The organism is Bacillus sp. FSL H8-0545 (genome assembly GCF_038006105.1).
GTDB lineage: Bacteria > Bacillota > Bacilli > Bacillales > Bacillaceae_G > Bacillus_A > Bacillus_A cereus_U.
On sequence record NZ_JBBOUO010000001.1, the window covers coordinates 743,948 to 763,736 of the forward strand.

A 19,789-nucleotide genomic window follows, 5' to 3' on the forward strand; every position below is an offset into this window, starting at 1 on the left:
ACAAATAAAGATTTATTTAAATAGAATCAATGGAGGTTTCACATGGTTAATATCGTTAAAATTAGAGGGAGTGTATTTGCACCGTATACTTTGCTGAAACCTATTCAGGATCCTGCAACAGGAAGAGCGTTTGAATATGCTGGAGATGCACGTGAATTTACACCATATGCTGTGAACACAAAGCGTTCAAGATTAGAACAAGAAGTGAATATTGATTTTTATAAAAGAGAAATTTTCACATATGCAGATGCTTGTATCGTCACTGTGAAAATTACAAATCCAGATGGCTCAATTGAGTATCAAAAAGGAGAAACAAGTACAGAAAACATTGCATGTACAAATATTGTATGGAGTGAAGATGAAGTTTCATTTGAAATGAGAGCAAGTGCAAGTAATCCTTTAAACGCGGCAGCACCTGCAGCTGATTATTTTTTGACTATACGAGTTAATGAAAGTGGTACTGTGCATGTTGAAGGTGTACATGATGGTTTCCCTTGCTATGAATTTTATAAACAAATAGACTTTGGTTCATTTGAATTAATATATACACATGATTTCAGAGAAACGGATGATACCTCAGCAGCACTAGCTGGAGAAATGGAATATAGCTTTAAAACGACAATCTAGATATAAATATAGCGCTATTTTTCAGAAGGAAGTAGCAAACGTAAAAGAGAAAGCTATTGATTATGGGAGCAAAATTGTGGTTTGTTTTACTCAATATTATGCAGTATTTAAAATAATATTATAGAGGTGTTTCTTATGACTAATATCGTTAAAATTAGAGCCAACGTATTTATTCCAATGTCTTGGACAGAACCGCGGAAGGATGCACAAACAGGGAAAGTAATCCAATTCGAAGGTGATTCACGTGAATTTACACCGCATGCGGTAAATACTATGCGCTCTAGAGTTGAGCAAGAGGTAGTAGTGGACTTTTATAAAGAAGAAGTGTTTTCATATGCAAACACGGGTATTACGACAGAGAAGGTTACAAATCCAGATGGTTCTGTGAATAAAAGAACAGGAAAAGCGAGTACTGAAAATATTGTGTGTACTGATATTGCATGGAATTCTGACGGTGTGCAATTCAAAATGAGTGCAAGTGCTAGTAATCCGTTAAATGTGTATGCCCCTCCTGTGGACTATTTATTAACTGTATGTGTGAAAAAGGATGGCAGTATCGATATTCAAGGAGAACATGATGGATTCCCTTGTTTCGAATTTTATAAGCAAGTAGATTTCGGTTCATTTGAACAAATTTATACACATGATTTTAGAAAAACTGGTGATACAGCTGAAGCGTTAGGTGGAGAGATGGATTATAGTTTTACAAAGAGGTTATAGGAAGTATGACAATGGAACGAGGGGTTACTTCATTCGTAAATGAAATGAATTTTTTGTAGTAGATATATTGTATTAGTCATATTATCCCCATGTTTGAAGCTTGTATAGTTACAAATATGGGATAAAAAGAAATGTGAGGAATGTATATGACAGTGAAAATTAGAGTTTATTCTGATTTTATTTGTCCATTTTGTTTTTTAGCTACTGTCCCTTTAGATGGGTTGCAAAGGAAAAAGATGTAGAAATAGAATGGATGCCACTTGAATTACGCCCTATCCCGCATCTTAAAGTTAAACCATGGAAATTGCCTTATGTGGTAGAAGCTTGGAGCTCGTTCATTCATCCTACTGCTAAAAAATTAGGAATAGAAATGAAATTACCTCGTTTATCGCGTCCGTATACTCATTTGCGATATTTACGTACCATGAAACAACTAATTACACTGTCTACAACTGAAATTCTCTTTGATTTCGAATGCCTTACAAACAAAATATTAGCACAAATGTTCGTGTGACGGTATAATTATAAGTATCTTAAAATTAAAGGAGGTCTTGCCTTATGAGTCAAAGAATTTCCTACTATGATGTTGCACCTGATGGCATGAAAATTATGATGGATATGGAGAAGTACACTAAGAAGTCTACAATTAATCGAATTACTAGAGAACTTATAAAGATTAGAGTCTCTCAAATTAACGGTTGTGCTTTCTGCATAGATATGCATACATCCGATGCTCGTAAGATGGGTGAAACCGAACAACGAATTTATTGTTTGAATGCTTGGAATGAATGTGATTTTTATACACCTGAAGAGAAAGTTGCTCTTGAACTATCTGAGCATATTACTCTAATTCCTACTAAAAGAGTTCCTGAAGACCTATATAAGCGAGTACGTGAACACTATGATGAGAAACAATATGTTGACCTTGTTTTGGTAATCAATCAAATCAACAGTTGGAATAGAATTTCTATTGCAATGGGAAATACAGCAACTAAAAAATAATTGCTCTCAACGAACGGAAAATAAGAATAAAATTAAAGATGTTTAAAAAATCACAATACGGTCGTTTCATTTTTCTTTATTACGCAGTTATCATAAACTGTGACATAACCAAAGTTATAAAAGTTATTGTTTCATCCTTTATAACTTTTATAATAATATTATCTTGAAACACGAAGGGACTGAACTATGCGCAGATATCAATATCTTGACCCCAAAATAAACACATAATGGAGGTAAAAATATTGATTACAGAACTACAAACCGAAAGATTAGTTTTAAGAAAAATGAAAGCATCAGACTCAGCTAGCATGTTTACAATTTGGTCTGATCCAGAAGTTACAAAATTTATGAATATCAATAGTTTTACTGATGAAAGCCAAGCGGTAGATATGATTGAAATGCTTGATAAGCTATCTCGGGAAAACAGAGCTATTCGTTATTCGATAATTGAATTAGAATCAAATGAAATTATCGGTTCTTGTGGTTATAATTCATTTGATTTCAAAAACGCCAAAGCAGAAATTGGTTACGATATTAGTAAAGCTTTTTGGGGTAAGGGATATGCGCCAGAAGCCATTCTCTCTTTAATGGATTATGCGTTTAGTACTTTAGAATTCAATAGAATAGAAGCAAAAGTTGAATCTGAAAACATTAATTCAATAAAAGTCTTACAAAAGTTAAACTTTACATTCGAAGGGACAATGAGAAAGTGTGAAAAATCTAATGAAAAGTTTATTGATCTAAGTATTTATTCAAAATTAATAACAGATTAACTTATATTGCTTAGCCTATATTCCTTAAAATGTAGGCTATTCTTATATCTTCTATTTCAAAGTTTAAATAATTTAATAAGTCGAACAGTATTTGTCTACACTTCATTATAAACTATACACTACCGTATTTTTAAACAACTTTGTTATTGAAATGGAACAGTTTAACAACGTAGCAATGCGGATTCACGCCCTCAAAATTAAACAACTTTATTATTATTAGTCAGTAAAGGCTGTCGATTAAGAGTTAGAAAAGGGTAAAGAGAATAAATTAGATGGACTACAATGCAGTGCATTTTTACTATACCCTAGAAGGTTTGACAAAAAAACAAACCGCTTTACAATATACCCTTCAGGGTATATGATATTATACAAAGTTACAAAGTAATGTATAATATAGTTATAATTACGGAGGTGGTTTACAGTGGAATATAATCAAGATATGAAAAATAGATTGAAACGTATTGAAGGTCAAGTTCGTGGTGTGCTTCGCATGATGGAAGAGGGAAAAGATTGCCGAGATGTTATTACACAGTTAACTGCATCCCGTTCTGCGCTAGATCGTACAATTGGACTCGTTGTGGGAACAAATTTAGAGCAATGTTTGCGCGAGCAGTTTGAAACAGGTAATGGCTCAAATGAAGAGTTAATTAAAGAAGCTGTTCAATTACTTGTAAAAAGCCGATAATCTGTCAAACGTATGTGTTGACAGATTTTTAAAAACATTTTAATATACCCCTATAGGTATAAGTGTATAAGTTATAGAGGAATCGACAATGAGTATAAAAGTTGATACGAGTTTAGACTGTAAAGGATTGGCTTGTCCGATGCCAATTGTGAAGACGAAAAAGGCGATGGAAGGGTTGGCAGCAGGGAAAGTTATTGAAATAGAGGCGACGGATAAGGGATCGACGTTAGATATAGAAAGTTGGTCAAGTAAAGTAGGGCATCAATATATCGGAACGAAACAAGAGGGAAATGTATTAAAGCATTATGTACGAAAATCACACGAACATGAAGTAAATGAAGTTGTGAAGTATCCTCATACAATTACGAATGGGGAATTGCAAAATATATTATTAAGTGGTGAAGATTGCACTGTATTAGATGTTCGTGAAGAAGCGGAATTCGTCTTTGGTCATATTCCATCCGCAATTTCGGTGCCGTTAGGTGAATTAGATAGTGCTATGTTAGACAGTGCGAAACCAATTTATGTTGTTTGCCGAACGGGTAATCGCAGTGATATAGCTTGCCAAATGTTGAAAGAGAAAGGTTATTCAAACGTGAAAAATGTCATTCCAGGTATGTTAGAGTGGCAAGGGAATATAGAAAAATAAAATTTTTTAAATGAAAATATACCTATGGGGGTAATTATATGGTCGCTAAGATGTTACAAGCAAAAGATGTTGCAGAGAAAGTTTTATTCGGAGAGTTATTTATTTTAGATGTTCGGAATGAAGCGGATTATGAAGAATGGAAAATTGAAGGGAAACAAATTTCTTCATTGAATAAACCGTATTTTGATTTATTAGATGGTGTAGAACATATTGTAGATGAATTACCGAGGGAGAAAGAGATTTTAGTTGTATGTGCGAAAGAGGGTTCTTCTCAGTTTGTTGCAGAGCAATTGTTAGATGAGGGTTTCAATAATATTTATTATTTAGCTGGCGGTATGAAAGCTTGGAGTGAGTATGTGAAGCCGGTAAAGGTAGGGGATGTACAGGGCGGGGGAAGTATATATCAATTTAATCGTCTTGGAAAAGGATGCTTGTCTTATATGGTAGTTTCAAACGGTGAAGCAGCAGTCATTGATGCGGTGAGAACGATTGAGGCGTACGAAGAGTTTGCAAAAGAGCACGGAGTTACTATTACTAACGTAATGGATACACATTTACATGCAGATCATATTTCAGGTGGACGTAAATTAGCTGGAAAAGTAGGCGGTACGTATTGGTTACCTCCAAAAGATGCGGAGGAAGTTGTTTTCTCTTACGAACCGCTAGTAGAAGGCACTGTTATTACGGTGGGGGGTACCCTAATTAACATTGATGCACTATACTCACCAGGGCATACGATTGGGAGTACATCATTTATTATCGATGAGACGTATTTATTATCAGGAGATATTTTATTTGTAGATTCAATTGGCCGTCCCGATCTTGCTGGGAAGGCGGAAGATTGGGTGAGTGATTTACGAAATACGTTATACAAACGTTATAAGGAACTGTCTCAAGAGTTAATCGTTTTACCAGCTCATTATTCAAAAGTAAGTGAAATGGATGAACGAGGCATTGTGAGTGCGAATTTACAAGATCTATTTAAGGAGAATATAGGATTAAATATTGTCGATGAGATAGAGTTTCGTAAAACTGTGACAGAGAATTTACCACCTCAGCCGAATGCTTATGAAGAAATTCGTCAAACGAATATGGGGAAAATCCATCCGAGTGTGGAAGAAGAGCGTGAAATGGAGATTGGTCTGAATCGTTGTGCAGTTCATGAATAATGGGATAAACAAAAAATGGAGGTATAGATGATGAATATAAAACAAGTATTAGATGCGAAAGGTTTAGCATGTCCGATGCCGATTGTAAGAACGAAGAGAGCGATGGATACTTTACAATCTGGAGAAGTGTTAGAAGTACATGTAACGGATAAAGGGTCAGTTAAGGATATTCCAGCATGGTCAAAAACAGGTGGTCATGAAATAGTAAAGCATAATATAGAAGACGATGTGCTGAAGTTTTGGATTAAGAAGGCGTAGTGAAGAACTAGTTTTGTAAATGCGGAGAGGGTGGTTATATGAATACAATATTAAGTACGCTTTTCATTGTACTTGCTGCATGGTTTGTTATTTCACGTGTTTTACCGGTGAAAGGTGTTCAAAATATAAATGGAAAAGAATTAAAGAGTATAGTGGGAAAACAGGGAAAACACTTTATCGATGTTCGTACAGTAGGTGAATATAGAGGAAATCATATGAAGGGATTTCAGAATATCCCGCTAAATGAGTTAGCTAGTAAAGTAAATCAGTTAGATAAAAATAAGGAAGTAATTGTTATTTGTCAGAGCGGGATGAGAAGTAAGCAAGCAGCAAAAGTATTAAAGAAATTAGGATTTCAGCGCGTTATAAATGTTTCAGGCGGTATGAACGCTTTGTAAGGGGAAAATAGTATCGGGTGTAGCTAGATAATTGGAGCCTTTTTACAATTTTTAAAATACCCCTATAGGTAATTAAGAGGAGGACAACATGGAACAACAGAAGAAAACGACGATTGTTTTATTTAGTGGAGATTATGATAAAGCGATGGCAGCTTATATTATTGCAAATGGTGCAGCGGCGTACGATCAAGAGGTGACTATTTTTCATACTTTCTGGGGCTTAAATGCCCTTAGGAAAGATGAGCATGTGAAAGTAAAGAAAACGTTTATAGAGAAAGTGTTTGGAAAAATGATGCCGCGCGGCGCTGATAAGATGGGATTATCAAAAATGAATTTTGCTGGTATGGGGCCAAAGATGATTAAAGGTATTATGAAGAAGCATAATGCGATGCCTTTGCCTGATTTAATTGATATGGCGAAAGAACAGGGAGTTAAGCTTGTAGCTTGTCAAATGACAGTAGATTTATTAGGGTTAAAAGAGGAAGAGATTATGGAAGGGGTAGAGTTTGCAGGAGTAGGTGTATATTTAGCAGATGCTTCGGATGGGAATGTGAATTTATTTATTTAAATCACCTTCTTTTTAGAAGGCGGGGGATACAATATGAGTTTAACAGTGCTACTTTTTATTATTGGGTTTATAGGGTCGTTTATTTCAGGAATGGTTGGGATTGGCGGGGCAATTATTAATTATCCGATGATCTTATACATGCCAGTATTGCTAGGATTTGCTGGATATACATCACATGAAGTGAGTGGTATTACAGCGATTCAAGTATTCTTTGCAACTTTTGCAGGCGCGTGGGCGTATAGGAAAAGTAACGATATGGATAAAACGTTAGTTGTGTATATGGGAGCTAGTATATTAATAGGAAGCTTTGTAGGTAGCTTTAGTGCGAATTTATTAAATGAGCATGCTGTAAATGTTGTTTACACATTACTAGCTACTATTGCGGCTATTATGATGTTTATACCAAAGCGAAGCAATCGTAAGGGGACAGAAGGAATTACGTACAATAAGTGGCTCGCTAGTTTGTTAGCGTTTATTGTAGGAAGTGTTTCCGGCATTATTGGGGCTGGTGGTGCGTTTCTTTTAGTCCCGATTATGCTAGTTGTTTTAAAACTACCGATACGTACAACAATAGCAACATCTATCGCTATTACTTTTATTTCCTCGATAGGAATTACTACTGGGAAAGTGATTACTGGACAAATAGTTGTTATTCCGGCTCTTATCGTTGCGATAGCAAGTTTATTTGCCGCTCCTCTTGGAGTGAGAGTAGGGAAGAGAGTGAATCAAAAAGTTTTGCAGTATGTATTGTCTACTTTAATTGTAGGAACTGCGATAAAGATGTGGGTTGATATGATATCGAAATAAAAAGATGGTGCTCTTGTAGCACCATCTTTTTATTTACGCCCAAATAACTTTCATTAAGTTCTTATATTCATCGTTTGCCAGTTTATATAGCATTCTCGTATGTTCAAAGACAAGTGCGGGATTAAAGTTTGGTTCTGAGAATGCAAGAGATGTTGAAATATCAATTGCATTTTGTTTGTTTAGCGTGAATTTTGCAAATCGATAAGATGTGTTTAATTCATTGATGACATGTAAAATGTCATTTTTTGATGTTGAATCAGGTACAAGAGCAACATTGAAGCAGTATATATCCACAGCAGGATGTTCGCTTTGGAAAGCAGCAATAAGTTGAATTTTTGCGCCAGCTTCTGTTTCTAATCCTACTGAAAAATGTACCGAACCATCATTTTCATCTATATTTTCTTCCATATATATATCGTTTGATTTTAAGTACTCTTTAAAATCTGAAATGTTATGTTTTACTGCAGCTTTCATATGTATGAGCCCCCTGATAATTGGAATAGATTACTATTATTTATTATAATTTAAAAATATTAAAAAAGATAGTTGGAAAGTTCTGATTTTTCATTTTAAAATAATTAAAAAGAAACAGTGCTCTACCTCCATAGAGCACTGCTTCACTTTATTCATTGTCATTAGACGATGTTTCTGTATCTTCACTGTTATTTTTATTCTTATCTTTAGTTTCATTGTTACTTGATTCGCGTTCACTCGTATTTTCAGACTTAGATTCTTTTGTTTTCTCTGAGCTTGTTTTTTTTGAATCAGAATCAGAATCAGATTTTGTATAGGCAGGTAGTCCAAGGTGACTACGAAGTTCGTTTGTAACATTAGCTAATTCTTTTTTATCTGGATTGTAGTAGTAAGTTCGGCCACCACCAGCTGACTTACTACATGTATCATCACCTTTTGCCATGTAACAGTCTTCACCTTGAATTTGTAATTTCTCAATTGAAGAATCTGCTCCATATTTATAGAATGAAAGCATATCATCGAATGTTAAGTTCGTAACGAATTGGCCATTAATGTCATCAATGATGTTACCAACTTTTGTTACTGATCCAACGCTCGTTAGTTTCTTTAAAATGGCTTCAATAACGAGTTGCTGACGTTGACCACGCATCGCATCACTATCGATGTGCCTTGTTCTAGCAAGAGCAAGAGCTTCTTCGCCATTTAACTTTTGAACACCTTTTTGCAGATGAATTGCCTCAGCAGTATCATTGCTATCTTGCTCAGTAAATTCAACTGGTACATCAACTTCAATTCCGCCCAAATCATCGACGATTTTTATAAATGATTTAAAGTTGAATTTTACAAAGTAATCGACAGGAACATTCGTTAATTTTTCAACTGCATCAATACTTGCTTGTGGTCCACCATCTTTTCCATTTTTGGTAGAACCGAATGCATGAGCGTGTGTAATTTTATCTTTTTTCTTTTCTACTGGAATATAAGTATATGTGTCTCGTGGAATACTTAATAGTTTTACCGTTTTGCTATCTTTATTAAACGTTGCAAGTAATAATGCATCCGTTCTTATAGCTTCACCATATTCTTTCCCGCGGACATCGCTTTCATCAACACCCATGATTAAGACAGAGACATTGTTTGTAATAGGTTTTACAGCCTTATCACGTAAATCAGATTTATCACCGCGCGCTAAATCGTGTGCGGCATTTCGAATAGCAGAAGATGCTTTATTTACTAAAAACCAAGTATAACCGCCACCTATTATTAAAAAGAATAAAATAACGCTTATAATAATTTTTGTTTTTTTCTTACTATTTTTCGGTTTACTTCGTGTATTTTCTTGCAAAGATGGGTTTTGCTCCATTTCTTGTACTCCTTCATTTGGATTGAAATACGACACTCATATCCACTTATTATAATGAAATTTAGCGAAAAAAAACATTACAAATCATTTACATTTCGTAAAAATTCAATTTATTTATAAAAAGTCAGATTTTCTATATTTTATTTTTAAGATGTAGGATAAGTATATGTTGTTTTAGTAGAAATGAAAATATGTATTGTGAGAAAGTGATAGAGAAGTAAGATTTGTTGAAATATAGCCAAGAAGAAGCGATTAGCTTTACATTCATTTTTTATATAATAAAGAAGTATTCTACGGATGAAGGAGAGAGCGTAATGAATCATACATCATTCCGAGCAATTGTCGTGAAAGAAAAGGAAAATAATCTATTTGAAAGAACGCTTGTTGAGAGAGAAGTAAATAGTTTACCTGAAGGAGACGTATTAATACGTGTTCATTATTCTTCATTAAATTATAAAGATGCCCTTTCAGCTACTGGTAATAAAGGTGTAACGAGAACATACCCTCATACACCAGGCATCGATGCAGCGGGAGAGGTAGTTAGTAGTGGAAATAACGCCTTTCAGGAAGGCGATCAAGTTATTGTAACTGGATATGATTTAGGTATGAATACTTCTGGTGGTTTCGGAGAATATATTCGCGTGCCATCCTCTTGGGTTGTTCCTTTACCAAAAGAAATGTCTTTGAAGGAAAGTATGATGTACGGGACAGCAGGTTTTACAGCTGCCTTATCGGTATATAAGCTCATTAGAGCGGGAATAACGCCTAGTACGGGAGATATTTTAGTAACGGGTGCTACGGGAGGAGTAGGCAGTGTAGCAGTTAGTATTTTAGGAAAGCTAGGATATAGCGTAGTAGGGGCAACAGGGAAAATGGAAGAGAAAGAGATGTTGCTACGTTTAGGTGCAAAAAAGATGATTCGCCGCGCGGAATTGAGTGATGAATCAGGAAGACCGATGCTTAAAGGAATATACGCTGGGGTTGTCGATACTGTAGGCGGAAACATGTTAGAAAGTTCTTTAAAGGTAGTTAAGTATGGAGGCTGTGTAACAACGTGTGGTAACGTAGCAGGGCATGAATTAAATACAACTGTATACCCATTCATATTACGAGGGATTAGCCTTTTAGGAATAGATTCAGTTCAATGTCCAGTAGATGTGAGAAGAGAAGTGTGGGCATTGCTAGCCGGTGAGTGGAAAAATTCAGAGCTATTATCTTATACAGAAGAATGTACATTAAAAGAATTAGATGAGAAGTTTGCACTTATACTGCAAGGAAAGTTAAAAGGAAGAACGGTTGTAAAGATGAAATGAAAAAAGAGACGCTAATTTGAGCGTCTCTTTTCCTATTATAATGATTGTTTTAAATTTACTTTTCCTTGTTCCCCTAAAACGCCATCAGCAATATTTACAGCGTGATCACCGATACGCTCTAAGTTACTTACCATATCAACGAAAATGATGCTTGCATCACCTGAACAGCTACGTTCGTTCAGACGTAATACATGACGTTTACGAAGAACACGTTCCATTTGGTCAATTTTACGTTCTTTTGCAATAACCGTTTGAGCTAGTTCAGTGTCGAAGTTTGTTAAAGCATTGATTGCATCTTGTAATGTTGAAATTGTTAATTCAAGCATTTCATTTAATTCAGCTAGTGCTTCATCTGATAGTGAAACGCGGTTTGAAATTTGGAAATCTACAAGTTCTACTAAGTTTTCTACATGATCACCAACACGTTCAATATCTCCAACAACACCTGCTAGAACTGAATGCTTTTCAGAGTCTGTATGTGAAAGTGGTTTTTCTGATAGTAAAACTAAATACTCGGTAATTTTTTTATCTAAATTGTTAATAGCTGCTTCTAATTGCGTAGCCATATCAGCGTGTTTCTTTTCTTGTGTATTTAAAAATTGGTTTGCTTCTTTTAATCCTTGTAAAGAAAACTCAGCCATGCGAACAATTTCTTTTTGCGCTTCTGTTAGTGCGATAGCAGGAGATTGTTCAATAAAGATTGGATTTAAATGTTGCGGTTTGAAATCAATAGCAGAATCTTCGCCGCGAATAAGTTTTGTTACAATCCATGCTAATACAGCGATGAATGGGAATTGAATAAGTGCATTTGTTACGTTAAATGTTCCGTGGGCAAATGCGATTGTCATTTCTGGATTTAAGTTTAAAGATGTTTGGAAATATTGAATTAAACTTGTAAATGGTACTAATAAAATCGTAAAGATAATTGTACCGACGATATTAAAGATAACGTGAACTAATGCTGCACGTCTTGCTGCAATAGAAGTACCAATTGCTGCTAATACAGCTGTAATTGTTGTACCGATGTTATCACCGAATAATACAGGAAGGGAAGCTTGTAAATCGATTGCACCCTGGCCGAATAGTTCTTGCAAAATACCGATTGTCGCACTTGAACTTTGTACGATTAAAGTGAAGACTGTACCAACAACGATTCCTAAGATTGGGTTATCACTCATGCTAACCATTAATTCTTGGAATGACTCTAAAGAACGAAGAGGTTTCATACCTGCGCTCATCAATTCTAAACCGAAGAATAACATACCAAATCCGAATACGACTTGACCTAAAGACTGTACTTTTTTATTTTTAAAGAAGAATAGTAAGATAGCTCCAACTGCCATAATTGGAAGAGCGTATTCTCCGATTTTAATTCCGATAATAAATGCAGTAACTGTCGTTCCGATGTTCGCACCCATAATAACACCAATTGCTTGTCTTAATGTCATAAATCCGGCACTTACAAGTCCGACTGTTAAAGCGGTTGTTCCTGAACTTGATTGAATTAATACTGTAACTAACATACCTGCTAGTACACCCATAAGAGGGTTTGTTGTAAAACGATCTAGAATATCGCGAAGACGATCTCCGGCTGCTTGTTGCAGTCCATCGCCCATGTATTTAATCCCGAATAAGAAAATACCTAATCCACCAATGAACTGGAAGATCATATCTTGAATATTGTATTCCACGCATTCCACTCCTTAAATTTCATGTACGATGTAATTATTAACTAAACCTTGAGGCACTGTAAACGGTTTGTCTATAATTTTTACACTAAATTTACAAAGTACTAAAAAGTTTACAATTCTTTAAAGAAACTCCTGGATTTAATTGGTTTTTATGCATGGTATCTGACTATTTCGTAAAGAAGTCACATTTATCACACTATTTATTGATAGTAAAAATAGGAGAGATAAACTATCCAAATTGGGTGTGCTAAGTAAAGTTTCACTTTATTTATAATGGTTCTTTGCATATTTTTTAATCAAAGTTAGAAAAATATGTAGGGGAAATGGGGAGGTTTGAAATGAGTGTACTGATGAAAGTGAAAAAATGATTGAAGTATATTAATCCACTTCTTTGGAGTGCTTGCAACATTAAAAAAGAGCAATTCGCATATGAATTTGCCCTGGTTTTTTATGTTAAAAAAGTTTGAGTACTTCGTATTGTAAAAACTGTGTGCAGTGTGCTTGTTTATCCTGCTATTTGTGGGAGATAAAGCTACCCACTGATTAAAGTTTCACTTTATTAGGAGTTGTCGTTATGTTTCAAGTTTATGACGACATTTCCCTTTTTGTGTCCTTTTTCAACATATATGTGAGCTTCAACAATTTCCTCAAAAGTGTATTGCCTATCAATGATCACTTTTATTTTACCGTTCTCAACTAGTTCTTTAAGGAAATTTAATGCTTCGGAAGTTTCAGGTGCGTTTTGACTTAATATGAGTTTCATGCGACTTGTCAATTTAGTCCAGAGCATTTGAGCACTTGGTAACGGTTCAACGATATTTATATAGGTACCATCTTCCTTTAACATTTTAATACAATCTGAAAAGGTACTCTTATTTACGGCTTCAAAGATAACATCATAAGCTCCGTCTATAGTAGAAAAATCGCTTGCGGTGTAATCAATTACTTCGTCAGCTCCTAGCGATTTGACCAATTCTAAATTGGAGCTACTGCACACCCCTGTAACTGTTGCGCCGAAATACTTGGAAATTTGTACTGCATAACTTCCGACACTTCCAGAAGCTCCGTAAATAAGAATGTTTTGACCGCTTCGAACGTTAGCTTTCCTAAGGAAAAACAAGGCTGTACGTGCTCCAATTGGGATGGCTGCGGCTTCTTCATAGGATATATTGGAGGGCTTCATGCACACTGCTCCATCTTCAGGTATACAAATGTACTCAGCATAAGAACCGAAATTTGCTTGGGTAGCAGCAAAAACTGGATCTCCTACTTTAAAACGCGTAACGTCTTTTCCTACTGATTCAACCTCACCAGCCAATTCCATTCCAAGTATTTGTTTTTTCGGTTGTTTAAAGCCAAGTGCAATTCGAGCGGGTAGCCAAACCGAAGAGGGAACTGTAAAACTTCTTGAACGAATATCTCCTGCTGTTACGGTTGTCGCATTAATTTTTATTAGTATTTCATTGTCTTTAGGTGTAGGTTTTTCAACTTCTTTCAATTGAAGTACGTCGGGGGGACCATATTTTGTATACAATATTGCTTTCATTAATGTTTCCTCCAATTCGTTCTATATATTAATATCATACGAACAACATGAATAAATAGAACAGCGGTTCACCTTTCAATACAATGCAAAAAGCAGTGCGATTTTTTTGGAATCCACTGCTTTTTTGCATTTGTGTATATATAATTTTTTTAGTGTAAGTACTTTGAAATGGAGCGAGTTAACATTACCCAACGGCTTTTTCGTTTATTTTATCTTTCTGTTTTTGTTTCCGTAAGCTTGTAATGTAAATGAACAGGAAAGCAATAAGTAATAGAGAGGAATAACGATATACAGTTGCATAGTTGGTAAAGTGTGCAATGAATCCAAAAATAATCGCTCCAGCACCAATTCCAAGATCAAATGCTGAGAAGAATGTTGCTGTTGCCACTCCTCTCCGGTGCGGTGCTACTCGGTCAATCATCCATGCTTGTAGTGCTGGTTGAATTGCTCCGAAACCACTTCCGTAGCACGCTGCGGCAATAATTAAGCTCGGAATTGTAGTTGTATATGACAGCAAAATAATACCTGTAAACGTAATAATAACTCCTGGAATGATGACGAATGTATGGCCTTTCGCATCATATAATCTTCCGGAAAACGGGCGGGTTACAGCGATTGCAAGTGCATTAAATAAAAAGAAGAGACTGATATCAGCAATCCCGACTTCTGTAGCAAATAATGTGATAAAGCTCCCAATTCCCCCGTACATTAATGTAATACATAATATTAATAATGAAGGAAGTAAAGCTTTACGCTCAATAAATCCATCGAGAAAGGTACCAGATGTTTGCTGTGGTGGTTGCGGCGATTTTTTGATTTGAAGTAGTTTCGTTAATACTAATGAAACTATTGTGCATGAAAGTGCACATAAAAAAAGAATCGTGAAGTTATATGTTTGCATAAGCCAAAGTCCGATAAGCGGACCGAGCGCCATGGCGATAGTTCCAGAAAGACCGAAATACCCCATGCCTTCACCGCGGCGAGCTTGCGGAATTAAATCTGAAACGACAGTTCCGTATGTAGTCGTTGTAATACCAAAACCAGCTCCGTGTAAAATTCGAACGGCAAGCAATAGGAAAATGGTTGAAGCGAAAAGATAACTGCCCATAGCGAGTAAACAAATAGCGGTACCGATCATTAAAATGATTTTTTTGTTGAATTTTTGCAAGGCATTTCCAGTTAGCGGCCTAATAAAAAGTGCTGCAACGGTAAACATACCGACAACGAATCCGATATTTGAACTTGTGCCCCCAATTTCTTTCACATAAACAGGTAAAGTTGGAATTAACATTTGAAATCCTAAAAACATACATAAGTTTGCTAGAATTAGCGCAATAAACTCTTTTGTCCATAACGGTTCTCGTTTTACGAGTACTGCCTCTCCCATATATTCATCCCCTATATAAAAGTTTTCCCGCATTAACGGGCAGTAAAACTCCCACTGATTAAAGTTTCACTTTATCTCTGTTCTTTCGAGTATATGTATTGGTCAACGTAACAGTCAAGGCGAAAAAACTGACAAATTTGTGGAAAGACTACACAACTTTGAAAAAAAGATGTAAAGTATAGATGTATAGACTAGTAGTTGTTATGAATGATAGAAATTATTTTTTCTTTAAAGAAAGCGGATTCAAATGGTAGTGGGCGAGAAGGGGATACATACTTTTTCACTACATATATTTGAAAAGGTTTACAATATGATGAAGAAAGAGGCGTGTACATATGAGACGATTAGGTATTTCTATTTATCCAGAACATTCGACAGTAGAGGAAGATAAAGAGTATGTAACATTAGCAAGTAAATACGGATTTACACGTGTATTCACATGTTTATTATCTGTAGATGGCGAAAAAGAGACGATTATAGAGGAGTTTAAGGAAACGATCTCTCATGCGAATGCGTTAGGGTTTCAAGTATTAGTTGATATTAGTCCATCTGTTTTTGAACAACTAGGTATTTCGTATAATGATTTATCGTTCTTCCATGAACTAGGTGCTTATGGTATTCGTTTAGATGTCGGTTTCTCAGGTTTAGAAGAATCAATTATGACGTACAATCCATACGGCTTAAAAATTGAAATTAATATGAGTAACGGTACGAAGTATGTAGATAACATTATGAGCCATAGACCAAATCGTGAAAATTTAATTGGCTGTCATAATTTCTATCCACATCGTTATTCAGGATTATCATACGATCATTTCATTAAATGCTCGAAACAATTTAAAGATTACGGTATGAGAACCGCTGCTTTTATTTCATCATTCGATGCAACATATGGGCCTTGGCCAGTAACGGAAGGCTTATGTACGTTAGAGCAGCATCGTAAATTACCGATGATAACACAAGCGAAGCATTTATTTGCGACAGAATTAATTGATGATGTTATTATTGCGAACGCCTATGCTTCAGAGGAAGAATTACAAGCACTAGGTGCATTAAATAAAGAGAAACAAACATTTGATATAGGACTATATGATACAACAACAGAATTAGAAAGAATTATTGTATTAGACGAACCGCATTTTTATCGCGGAGATGTATCTGAATATATGATTCGTTCTACACAGAGTCGTGTGAAATATAAAAAAGAAGAGTTCAAACCGCATAATACGCGCGAAATTAAGCGCGGTGATCTTTTAATTGATAATGAACAGTATGGTCAATATAAAGGTGAATTGCAAATTGCTTTAAAAGATATGGTGAATACAGGAAAAACAAATGTAGTTGGCCGAGTGGTAGAGGAAGAAATCTTCTTATTAGATTATTTACAAGCTTGGGATAAGTTTGGATTTACATTAAAGAAATAGAGAAAATGAAAAAGGAAAAAACTACTGACTTCAGCAGCTTTTTCCTTTTTATCCCGCATTAACGGGCAGTAAAACTCCACCTTAAAATTCAGCTGGTGCAAAGAAGCTAGGTGGAAGATTAACTGCCCGTAAACGCCCGATTGGTGAAGGCTAATAATCAGTGGGGGATGAACAAAACCCCCACTGATTAAAGTTTCACTTTATATAAAGAGCGAGAGGAAGAGCTATGACAAAAGTGCATCAGCGATTAATTTCCATTTTAGAGGAGTTTTTAGAAGAGAAATCGATGTTAAATCGAGCTTTTTTAGCGAGCCGTTTACATGTATCACCGAAGACGATTCAAAAGGATATAAAATTATTAAATGATATATTGGAAGAACACGGAGCGAAAATTGAATCACAAAGGGGGAATGGGTACGAACTAGAAATTATACAAACTAAGAAGTTTGAAGATTTTTGCTTAAATGTATTTCAAAAACAGACGGAAAAGATTCCCACTTCTTATGAAGAAAGAGTAGCTTATATTTTACAACGTATTTTAACGACAGATGGGTATATGAAGCTTTCACAGCTAGCGGAAGAGATTTATGTGAGTAAATCGACTGTAAACTTAATTATGAAAGATGTTACGGATATTTGTAGTCGCTATGAGTTACAAATTGAAAAAAGACCATATTATGGTATACGTATTGTGGGAGAAGAATTTAATATTCGTTCTTGTTTATCACAATATGGTTTACCGCGGTATGACCATACTCCGTTTCATGAGAACTATGAGCAGACGGACACGTATTTATCGTTACCCCATATTTCTCTCATCCGCTCAGTTATACTAAAGTATATCGAGGGAGGAACGATATATTTATCAGATATAGAAATTGATAATTTATCAATTCATATTGCGATTGCTTTAAAGAGATGCAGGGATGATCATTACATTCAAGCACTGCATGTAGAGGAATCTGAACTTATAATAAAGAAAGAATATAAAATTGCGAAACAGATTTTAGGGAATTTAGGGGAAGAGCTAAAACTTCAATTTCCAGAAGAAGAAATTTTATATGTGACGATGCATTTATTAAGTACTGCTGTTACAGCAAGAGATCGCTATGAAAATGTGGAAGAGCTATTAGGGAAAGACGTATATGCATTCATGCAGCATATTCTTTTCAAAGTAGCGGAAGAACGGAATCTTACTTTTTATTATGATGAAGAATTATTATTTGGTTTTGGTGTTCATTTAAAAACGTTATTAAATCGTTTGAAATATAAATTAAATACGAGAAATCCTCTTTTAGCAGAAGTGAAAAAAAATTATCCATATGCTTTTGAAATTGCAGTTCTCGTTGGAGATATAATTGGTGAATATACGGGTGAATCCATTCCAGAGAGTGAAATTGGTTATATTGCCATTCACTTTGGAGGGGCGATGAGCCGTTTACAAGAAAATAATCAAAAGAAAAGATGTTTATTAGTTTGTGCGACTGGTCAAGGGAGTGCACAGCTACTGAAATATAAAATTCTAGCACAGTTTCGAGATAAATTAGAGATTGTAGGTATTACAGGCTATTATCAATTGAAAGTAGAAGACCTTTATAAAGATAAAGTAGATTGTATTATTAGTACGATTCATATACCGAGTGGTTTGCCTGTGCCAGTTATAAAAGTGAATTCAATATTTGATGATAAAGAGATTAAATCGATTGGTCAGCAGTTATTTACGCATGTGAATAATAGTGTGCAGCAATATATTAAGGAAGATTTGATCTTCTTAAATCGTAGTGCTTCTACGAAAGAAGAGGTTATCCAGTTTTTATGTGAGAAAGCTGCTGCGAAAAGTTATGTACCCGCAAACTTTTATGCTTCTGTTATGGAGAGAGAGAACACATCTCCTACAGCGGTTGGGAATTTAGTTGCGATTCCACATCCGATGCAGTTATTAAGTGAACAAACATTTTTGATGTTTTGTACGCTTGAAAAGGCTGTTGACTGGGGAGATAAGAAAGTACAAGTTATTATTTTATTTAGTGTGAAGCGCAATAATAATGAAGATTTACAAAAGCTTTATGATTTTTTATATGATATTATGTCTAGTCAGAATACGATAGAGAAATTAACTCAGGCTGAAGTAATTGAAGATTTCCAAGAGATATTATTATCTTTATAAGAAAAGTATATAAAAACTTCCGTTACATAACGGAAGTTTTTTATGTTTAATTGTATGCGTTTTCATAATAAGATGAAAATATAGAAAAAACATAGCTTGGGGGAACTTAAAATGACTGATATGCAAACTCCATTTTCGTTAATTTTACATGGTGGCAATGCTAGAAGCGCGGCACTTGAAGCAATTGCTTTTGCAAGACAAGGAGATTTTGAGAATGCGAGTGAAAAGATGGAACTTGCTAGTGAGGAAATATCATCTGCTCATCGTATTCAAACGGATTTAATTCAAGAGGAAGCAAGGGGCAATCATGCAGAAATAAGTTTATTATTAGTGCATGCACAAGATCATTTAATGAATGCCATTACAGTGAAAGAACTTGCTGAGGAATTTATTACTCTTCATAAACGCGTGGAAGAGAAAGTGACAGTATAATATGTACATTTTATTATGTTGTGCAGCAGGCATGTCAACGAGTATGGTTGTAAGAAAAATGCAAGAAGAGGCAAAGAAACAAGGGAAGGATTATAAAATTAAAGCAGTCGATTCGGAACTTGTGAAACTGGAAATAAAAAATGCTGATGTTGTTTTAATTGGACCACAGGTGAAGTATTTGTTTCCAGCGGTAGAGTTTCTTGCGAAATCATACGATATACCAGTTGCAATTATAGAGCAACGAGATTATGGCATGTGTGATGGTTTGAAAGTACTTAAGCAAGCTGAACAATTAGTTTTAGCGTGATTATATTTTTTTAAATATAAACATTATAA

21 protein-coding genes and 1 pseudogene are annotated in these 19,789 nt (G+C 35.1%); 17 read left to right on the forward strand and 5 right to left on the reverse strand.

Features of this window, described 5'->3' with window-relative positions; all coding sequences use genetic code 11:
- The first annotated feature begins 42 nt into the window (after positions 1 to 42).
- From MHI07_RS03890 to MHI07_RS03945, 12 genes and pseudogenes are all read left to right on the forward strand, one after another.
- Positions 43 to 627, forward strand: a complete 585-nt coding sequence (locus tag MHI07_RS03890) for a DUF3238 domain-containing protein (protein WP_002159204.1) — start codon at positions 43 to 45, stop codon at positions 625 to 627.
- A gap of 135 nt (positions 628 to 762) precedes the next feature.
- Positions 763 to 1,347 (forward strand): DUF3238 domain-containing protein, encoded by a 585-nt coding sequence (locus MHI07_RS03895; RefSeq protein WP_002159203.1) that lies wholly within the window; start codon positions 763 to 765, stop codon positions 1,345 to 1,347.
- Positions 1,348 to 1,493: 146 nt separating this feature from the next.
- Positions 1,494 to 1,762 (forward strand): annotated as a pseudogene (locus tag MHI07_RS03900) (DsbA family oxidoreductase); the annotation flags it as partial.
- Positions 1,763 to 1,905: 143 nt separating this feature from the next.
- Complete coding sequence (locus MHI07_RS03905; RefSeq protein ID WP_002010721.1) at positions 1,906 to 2,349, forward strand: carboxymuconolactone decarboxylase family protein; 444 nt, start codon at positions 1,906 to 1,908, stop codon at positions 2,347 to 2,349.
- Positions 2,350 to 2,591: 242 nt separating this feature from the next.
- Complete coding sequence (locus tag MHI07_RS03910; RefSeq protein WP_002159200.1) at positions 2,592 to 3,122, forward strand: GNAT family N-acetyltransferase; 531 nt, start codon at positions 2,592 to 2,594, stop codon at positions 3,120 to 3,122.
- Positions 3,123 to 3,543: 421 nt separating this feature from the next.
- Positions 3,544 to 3,807, forward strand: a complete 264-nt coding sequence (locus MHI07_RS03915; RefSeq protein WP_000456201.1) for a metal-sensitive transcriptional regulator — start codon at positions 3,544 to 3,546, stop codon at positions 3,805 to 3,807.
- 88 nt (positions 3,808 to 3,895) lie between these two features.
- Positions 3,896 to 4,456, forward strand: a complete 561-nt coding sequence (locus tag MHI07_RS03920) for a sulfurtransferase TusA family protein (RefSeq protein ID WP_340822038.1) — start codon at positions 3,896 to 3,898, stop codon at positions 4,454 to 4,456.
- Between the two features lie 38 nt (positions 4,457 to 4,494).
- Entirely contained in the window at positions 4,495 to 5,625 is a 1,131-nt protein-coding gene (locus MHI07_RS03925) for an MBL fold metallo-hydrolase (protein ID WP_340822041.1), read from the forward strand.
- Positions 5,626 to 5,652: 27 nt separating this feature from the next.
- The gene (locus MHI07_RS03930; protein WP_002150428.1) at positions 5,653 to 5,883 is read left to right on the forward strand and encodes a sulfurtransferase TusA family protein; all 231 of its coding nucleotides are present in this window, start codon (positions 5,653 to 5,655) and stop codon (positions 5,881 to 5,883) included.
- A 38-nt stretch (positions 5,884 to 5,921) separates the two neighbouring features.
- The gene (locus MHI07_RS03935) at positions 5,922 to 6,281 is read left to right on the forward strand and encodes a rhodanese-like domain-containing protein (RefSeq protein ID WP_078174054.1); all 360 of its coding nucleotides are present in this window, start codon (positions 5,922 to 5,924) and stop codon (positions 6,279 to 6,281) included.
- An 88-nt stretch (positions 6,282 to 6,369) separates the two neighbouring features.
- Positions 6,370 to 6,849, forward strand: coding sequence for a DsrE/DsrF/DrsH-like family protein (locus tag MHI07_RS03940; protein ID WP_002159190.1), 480 nt, complete (start codon positions 6,370 to 6,372; stop codon positions 6,847 to 6,849).
- Between the two features lie 33 nt (positions 6,850 to 6,882).
- Complete coding sequence (locus MHI07_RS03945) at positions 6,883 to 7,656, forward strand: TSUP family transporter (RefSeq protein ID WP_199709859.1); 774 nt, start codon at positions 6,883 to 6,885, stop codon at positions 7,654 to 7,656.
- 33 nt (positions 7,657 to 7,689) lie between these two features.
- Here the strand turns inward: MHI07_RS03945 and MHI07_RS03950 are convergent, their stop codons facing one another.
- Positions 7,690 to 8,130, reverse strand: coding sequence for a hypothetical protein (locus tag MHI07_RS03950; protein WP_002010734.1), 441 nt, complete (start codon positions 8,128 to 8,130; stop codon positions 7,690 to 7,692).
- 148 nt (positions 8,131 to 8,278) lie between these two features.
- The gene (locus MHI07_RS03955; RefSeq protein WP_002159188.1) at positions 8,279 to 9,493 is read right to left on the reverse strand and encodes an LCP family protein; all 1,215 of its coding nucleotides are present in this window, start codon (positions 9,491 to 9,493) and stop codon (positions 8,279 to 8,281) included.
- Positions 9,494 to 9,807: 314 nt separating this feature from the next.
- On the opposite strand from MHI07_RS03955, the gene MHI07_RS03960 reads away from it, so the two are divergent.
- Entirely contained in the window at positions 9,808 to 10,806 is a 999-nt protein-coding gene (locus tag MHI07_RS03960) for a YhdH/YhfP family quinone oxidoreductase (RefSeq protein ID WP_340822046.1), read from the forward strand.
- 35 nt (positions 10,807 to 10,841) lie between these two features.
- On the opposite strand, the gene MHI07_RS03965 is transcribed toward MHI07_RS03960, so the two are convergent.
- The 3 genes from MHI07_RS03965 to MHI07_RS03975 form a co-directional block, all read right to left on the reverse strand.
- Positions 10,842 to 12,497 carry a Na/Pi cotransporter family protein gene (locus MHI07_RS03965; RefSeq protein ID WP_016103794.1) on the reverse strand — a complete coding sequence of 552 codons (1,656 nt, stop codon included), beginning with the start codon at positions 12,495 to 12,497 and terminating at the stop codon, positions 10,842 to 10,844.
- Positions 12,498 to 13,056: 559 nt separating this feature from the next.
- On the reverse strand, positions 13,057 to 14,043 hold the full coding sequence (locus MHI07_RS03970; RefSeq protein WP_340822049.1) for an NAD(P)-dependent alcohol dehydrogenase: 987 nt from the start codon (positions 14,041 to 14,043) through the stop codon (positions 13,057 to 13,059).
- Positions 14,044 to 14,227: 184 nt separating this feature from the next.
- Positions 14,228 to 15,430, reverse strand: coding sequence for an MFS transporter (locus MHI07_RS03975; protein WP_340822051.1), 1,203 nt, complete (start codon positions 15,428 to 15,430; stop codon positions 14,228 to 14,230).
- Positions 15,431 to 15,765: 335 nt separating this feature from the next.
- Here MHI07_RS03975 and MHI07_RS03980 point away from each other — a divergent pair, with 335 nt between their 5' ends.
- The 4 genes from MHI07_RS03980 (at position 15,766) to MHI07_RS03995 (ending at position 19,760) form a co-directional block, all read left to right on the forward strand.
- Entirely contained in the window at positions 15,766 to 16,854 is a 1,089-nt protein-coding gene (locus MHI07_RS03980; RefSeq protein ID WP_340822053.1) for a DUF871 domain-containing protein, read from the forward strand.
- A 226-nt stretch (positions 16,855 to 17,080) separates the two neighbouring features.
- A complete protein-coding gene (locus tag MHI07_RS03985; RefSeq protein ID WP_340822055.1) occupies positions 17,081 to 19,021 on the forward strand; it encodes a BglG family transcription antiterminator in 1,941 nt (646 codons plus the stop codon).
- Positions 19,022 to 19,132: 111 nt separating this feature from the next.
- Positions 19,133 to 19,453 carry a PTS lactose/cellobiose transporter subunit IIA gene (locus MHI07_RS03990; RefSeq protein WP_002203350.1) on the forward strand — a complete coding sequence of 107 codons (321 nt, stop codon included), beginning with the start codon at positions 19,133 to 19,135 and terminating at the stop codon, positions 19,451 to 19,453.
- A 1-nt stretch (position 19,454) separates the two neighbouring features.
- On the forward strand, positions 19,455 to 19,760 hold the full coding sequence (locus MHI07_RS03995; RefSeq protein WP_002087440.1) for a PTS sugar transporter subunit IIB: 306 nt from the start codon (positions 19,455 to 19,457) through the stop codon (positions 19,758 to 19,760).
- The last annotated feature ends 29 nt before the right edge of the window (positions 19,761 to 19,789 follow it).

Bases quoted from the DNA above. Each gene is read 5' to 3' on its own strand.
- MHI07_RS03890 (WP_002159204.1), top strand. From the start codon at position 43: ATGGTTAATATCGTTAAAATTAGAGGGAGTGTATTTGCACCGTATACT.
- MHI07_RS03895 (WP_002159203.1), top strand. From the start codon at position 763: ATGACTAATATCGTTAAAATTAGAGCCAACGTATTTATTCCAATGTCT.
- MHI07_RS03905 (WP_002010721.1), top strand. From the start codon at position 1,906: ATGAGTCAAAGAATTTCCTACTATGATGTTGCACCTGATGGCATGAAA.
- MHI07_RS03920 (WP_340822038.1), top strand. From the start codon at position 3,896: ATGAGTATAAAAGTTGATACGAGTTTAGACTGTAAAGGATTGGCTTGT.
- MHI07_RS03925 (WP_340822041.1), top strand. From the start codon at position 4,495: ATGGTCGCTAAGATGTTACAAGCAAAAGATGTTGCAGAGAAAGTTTTA.
- MHI07_RS03930 (WP_002150428.1), top strand. From the start codon at position 5,653: ATGATGAATATAAAACAAGTATTAGATGCGAAAGGTTTAGCATGTCCG.
- MHI07_RS03935 (WP_078174054.1), top strand. From the start codon at position 5,922: ATGAATACAATATTAAGTACGCTTTTCATTGTACTTGCTGCATGGTTT.
- MHI07_RS03940 (WP_002159190.1), top strand. From the start codon at position 6,370: ATGGAACAACAGAAGAAAACGACGATTGTTTTATTTAGTGGAGATTAT.
- MHI07_RS03945 (WP_199709859.1), top strand. From the start codon at position 6,883: ATGAGTTTAACAGTGCTACTTTTTATTATTGGGTTTATAGGGTCGTTT.
- MHI07_RS03950 (WP_002010734.1), bottom strand. From the start codon at position 8,130: ATGAAAGCTGCAGTAAAACATAACATTTCAGATTTTAAAGAGTACTTA.
- MHI07_RS03955 (WP_002159188.1), bottom strand. From the start codon at position 9,493: ATGGAGCAAAACCCATCTTTGCAAGAAAATACACGAAGTAAACCGAAA.
- MHI07_RS03960 (WP_340822046.1), top strand. From the start codon at position 9,808: ATGAATCATACATCATTCCGAGCAATTGTCGTGAAAGAAAAGGAAAAT.
- MHI07_RS03970 (WP_340822049.1), bottom strand. From the start codon at position 14,043: ATGAAAGCAATATTGTATACAAAATATGGTCCCCCCGACGTACTTCAA.
- MHI07_RS03975 (WP_340822051.1), bottom strand. From the start codon at position 15,430: ATGGGAGAGGCAGTACTCGTAAAACGAGAACCGTTATGGACAAAAGAG.
- MHI07_RS03980 (WP_340822053.1), top strand. From the start codon at position 15,766: ATGAGACGATTAGGTATTTCTATTTATCCAGAACATTCGACAGTAGAG.
- MHI07_RS03985 (WP_340822055.1), top strand. From the start codon at position 17,081: ATGACAAAAGTGCATCAGCGATTAATTTCCATTTTAGAGGAGTTTTTA.
- MHI07_RS03990 (WP_002203350.1), top strand. From the start codon at position 19,133: ATGACTGATATGCAAACTCCATTTTCGTTAATTTTACATGGTGGCAAT.
- MHI07_RS03995 (WP_002087440.1), top strand. From the start codon at position 19,455: ATGTACATTTTATTATGTTGTGCAGCAGGCATGTCAACGAGTATGGTT.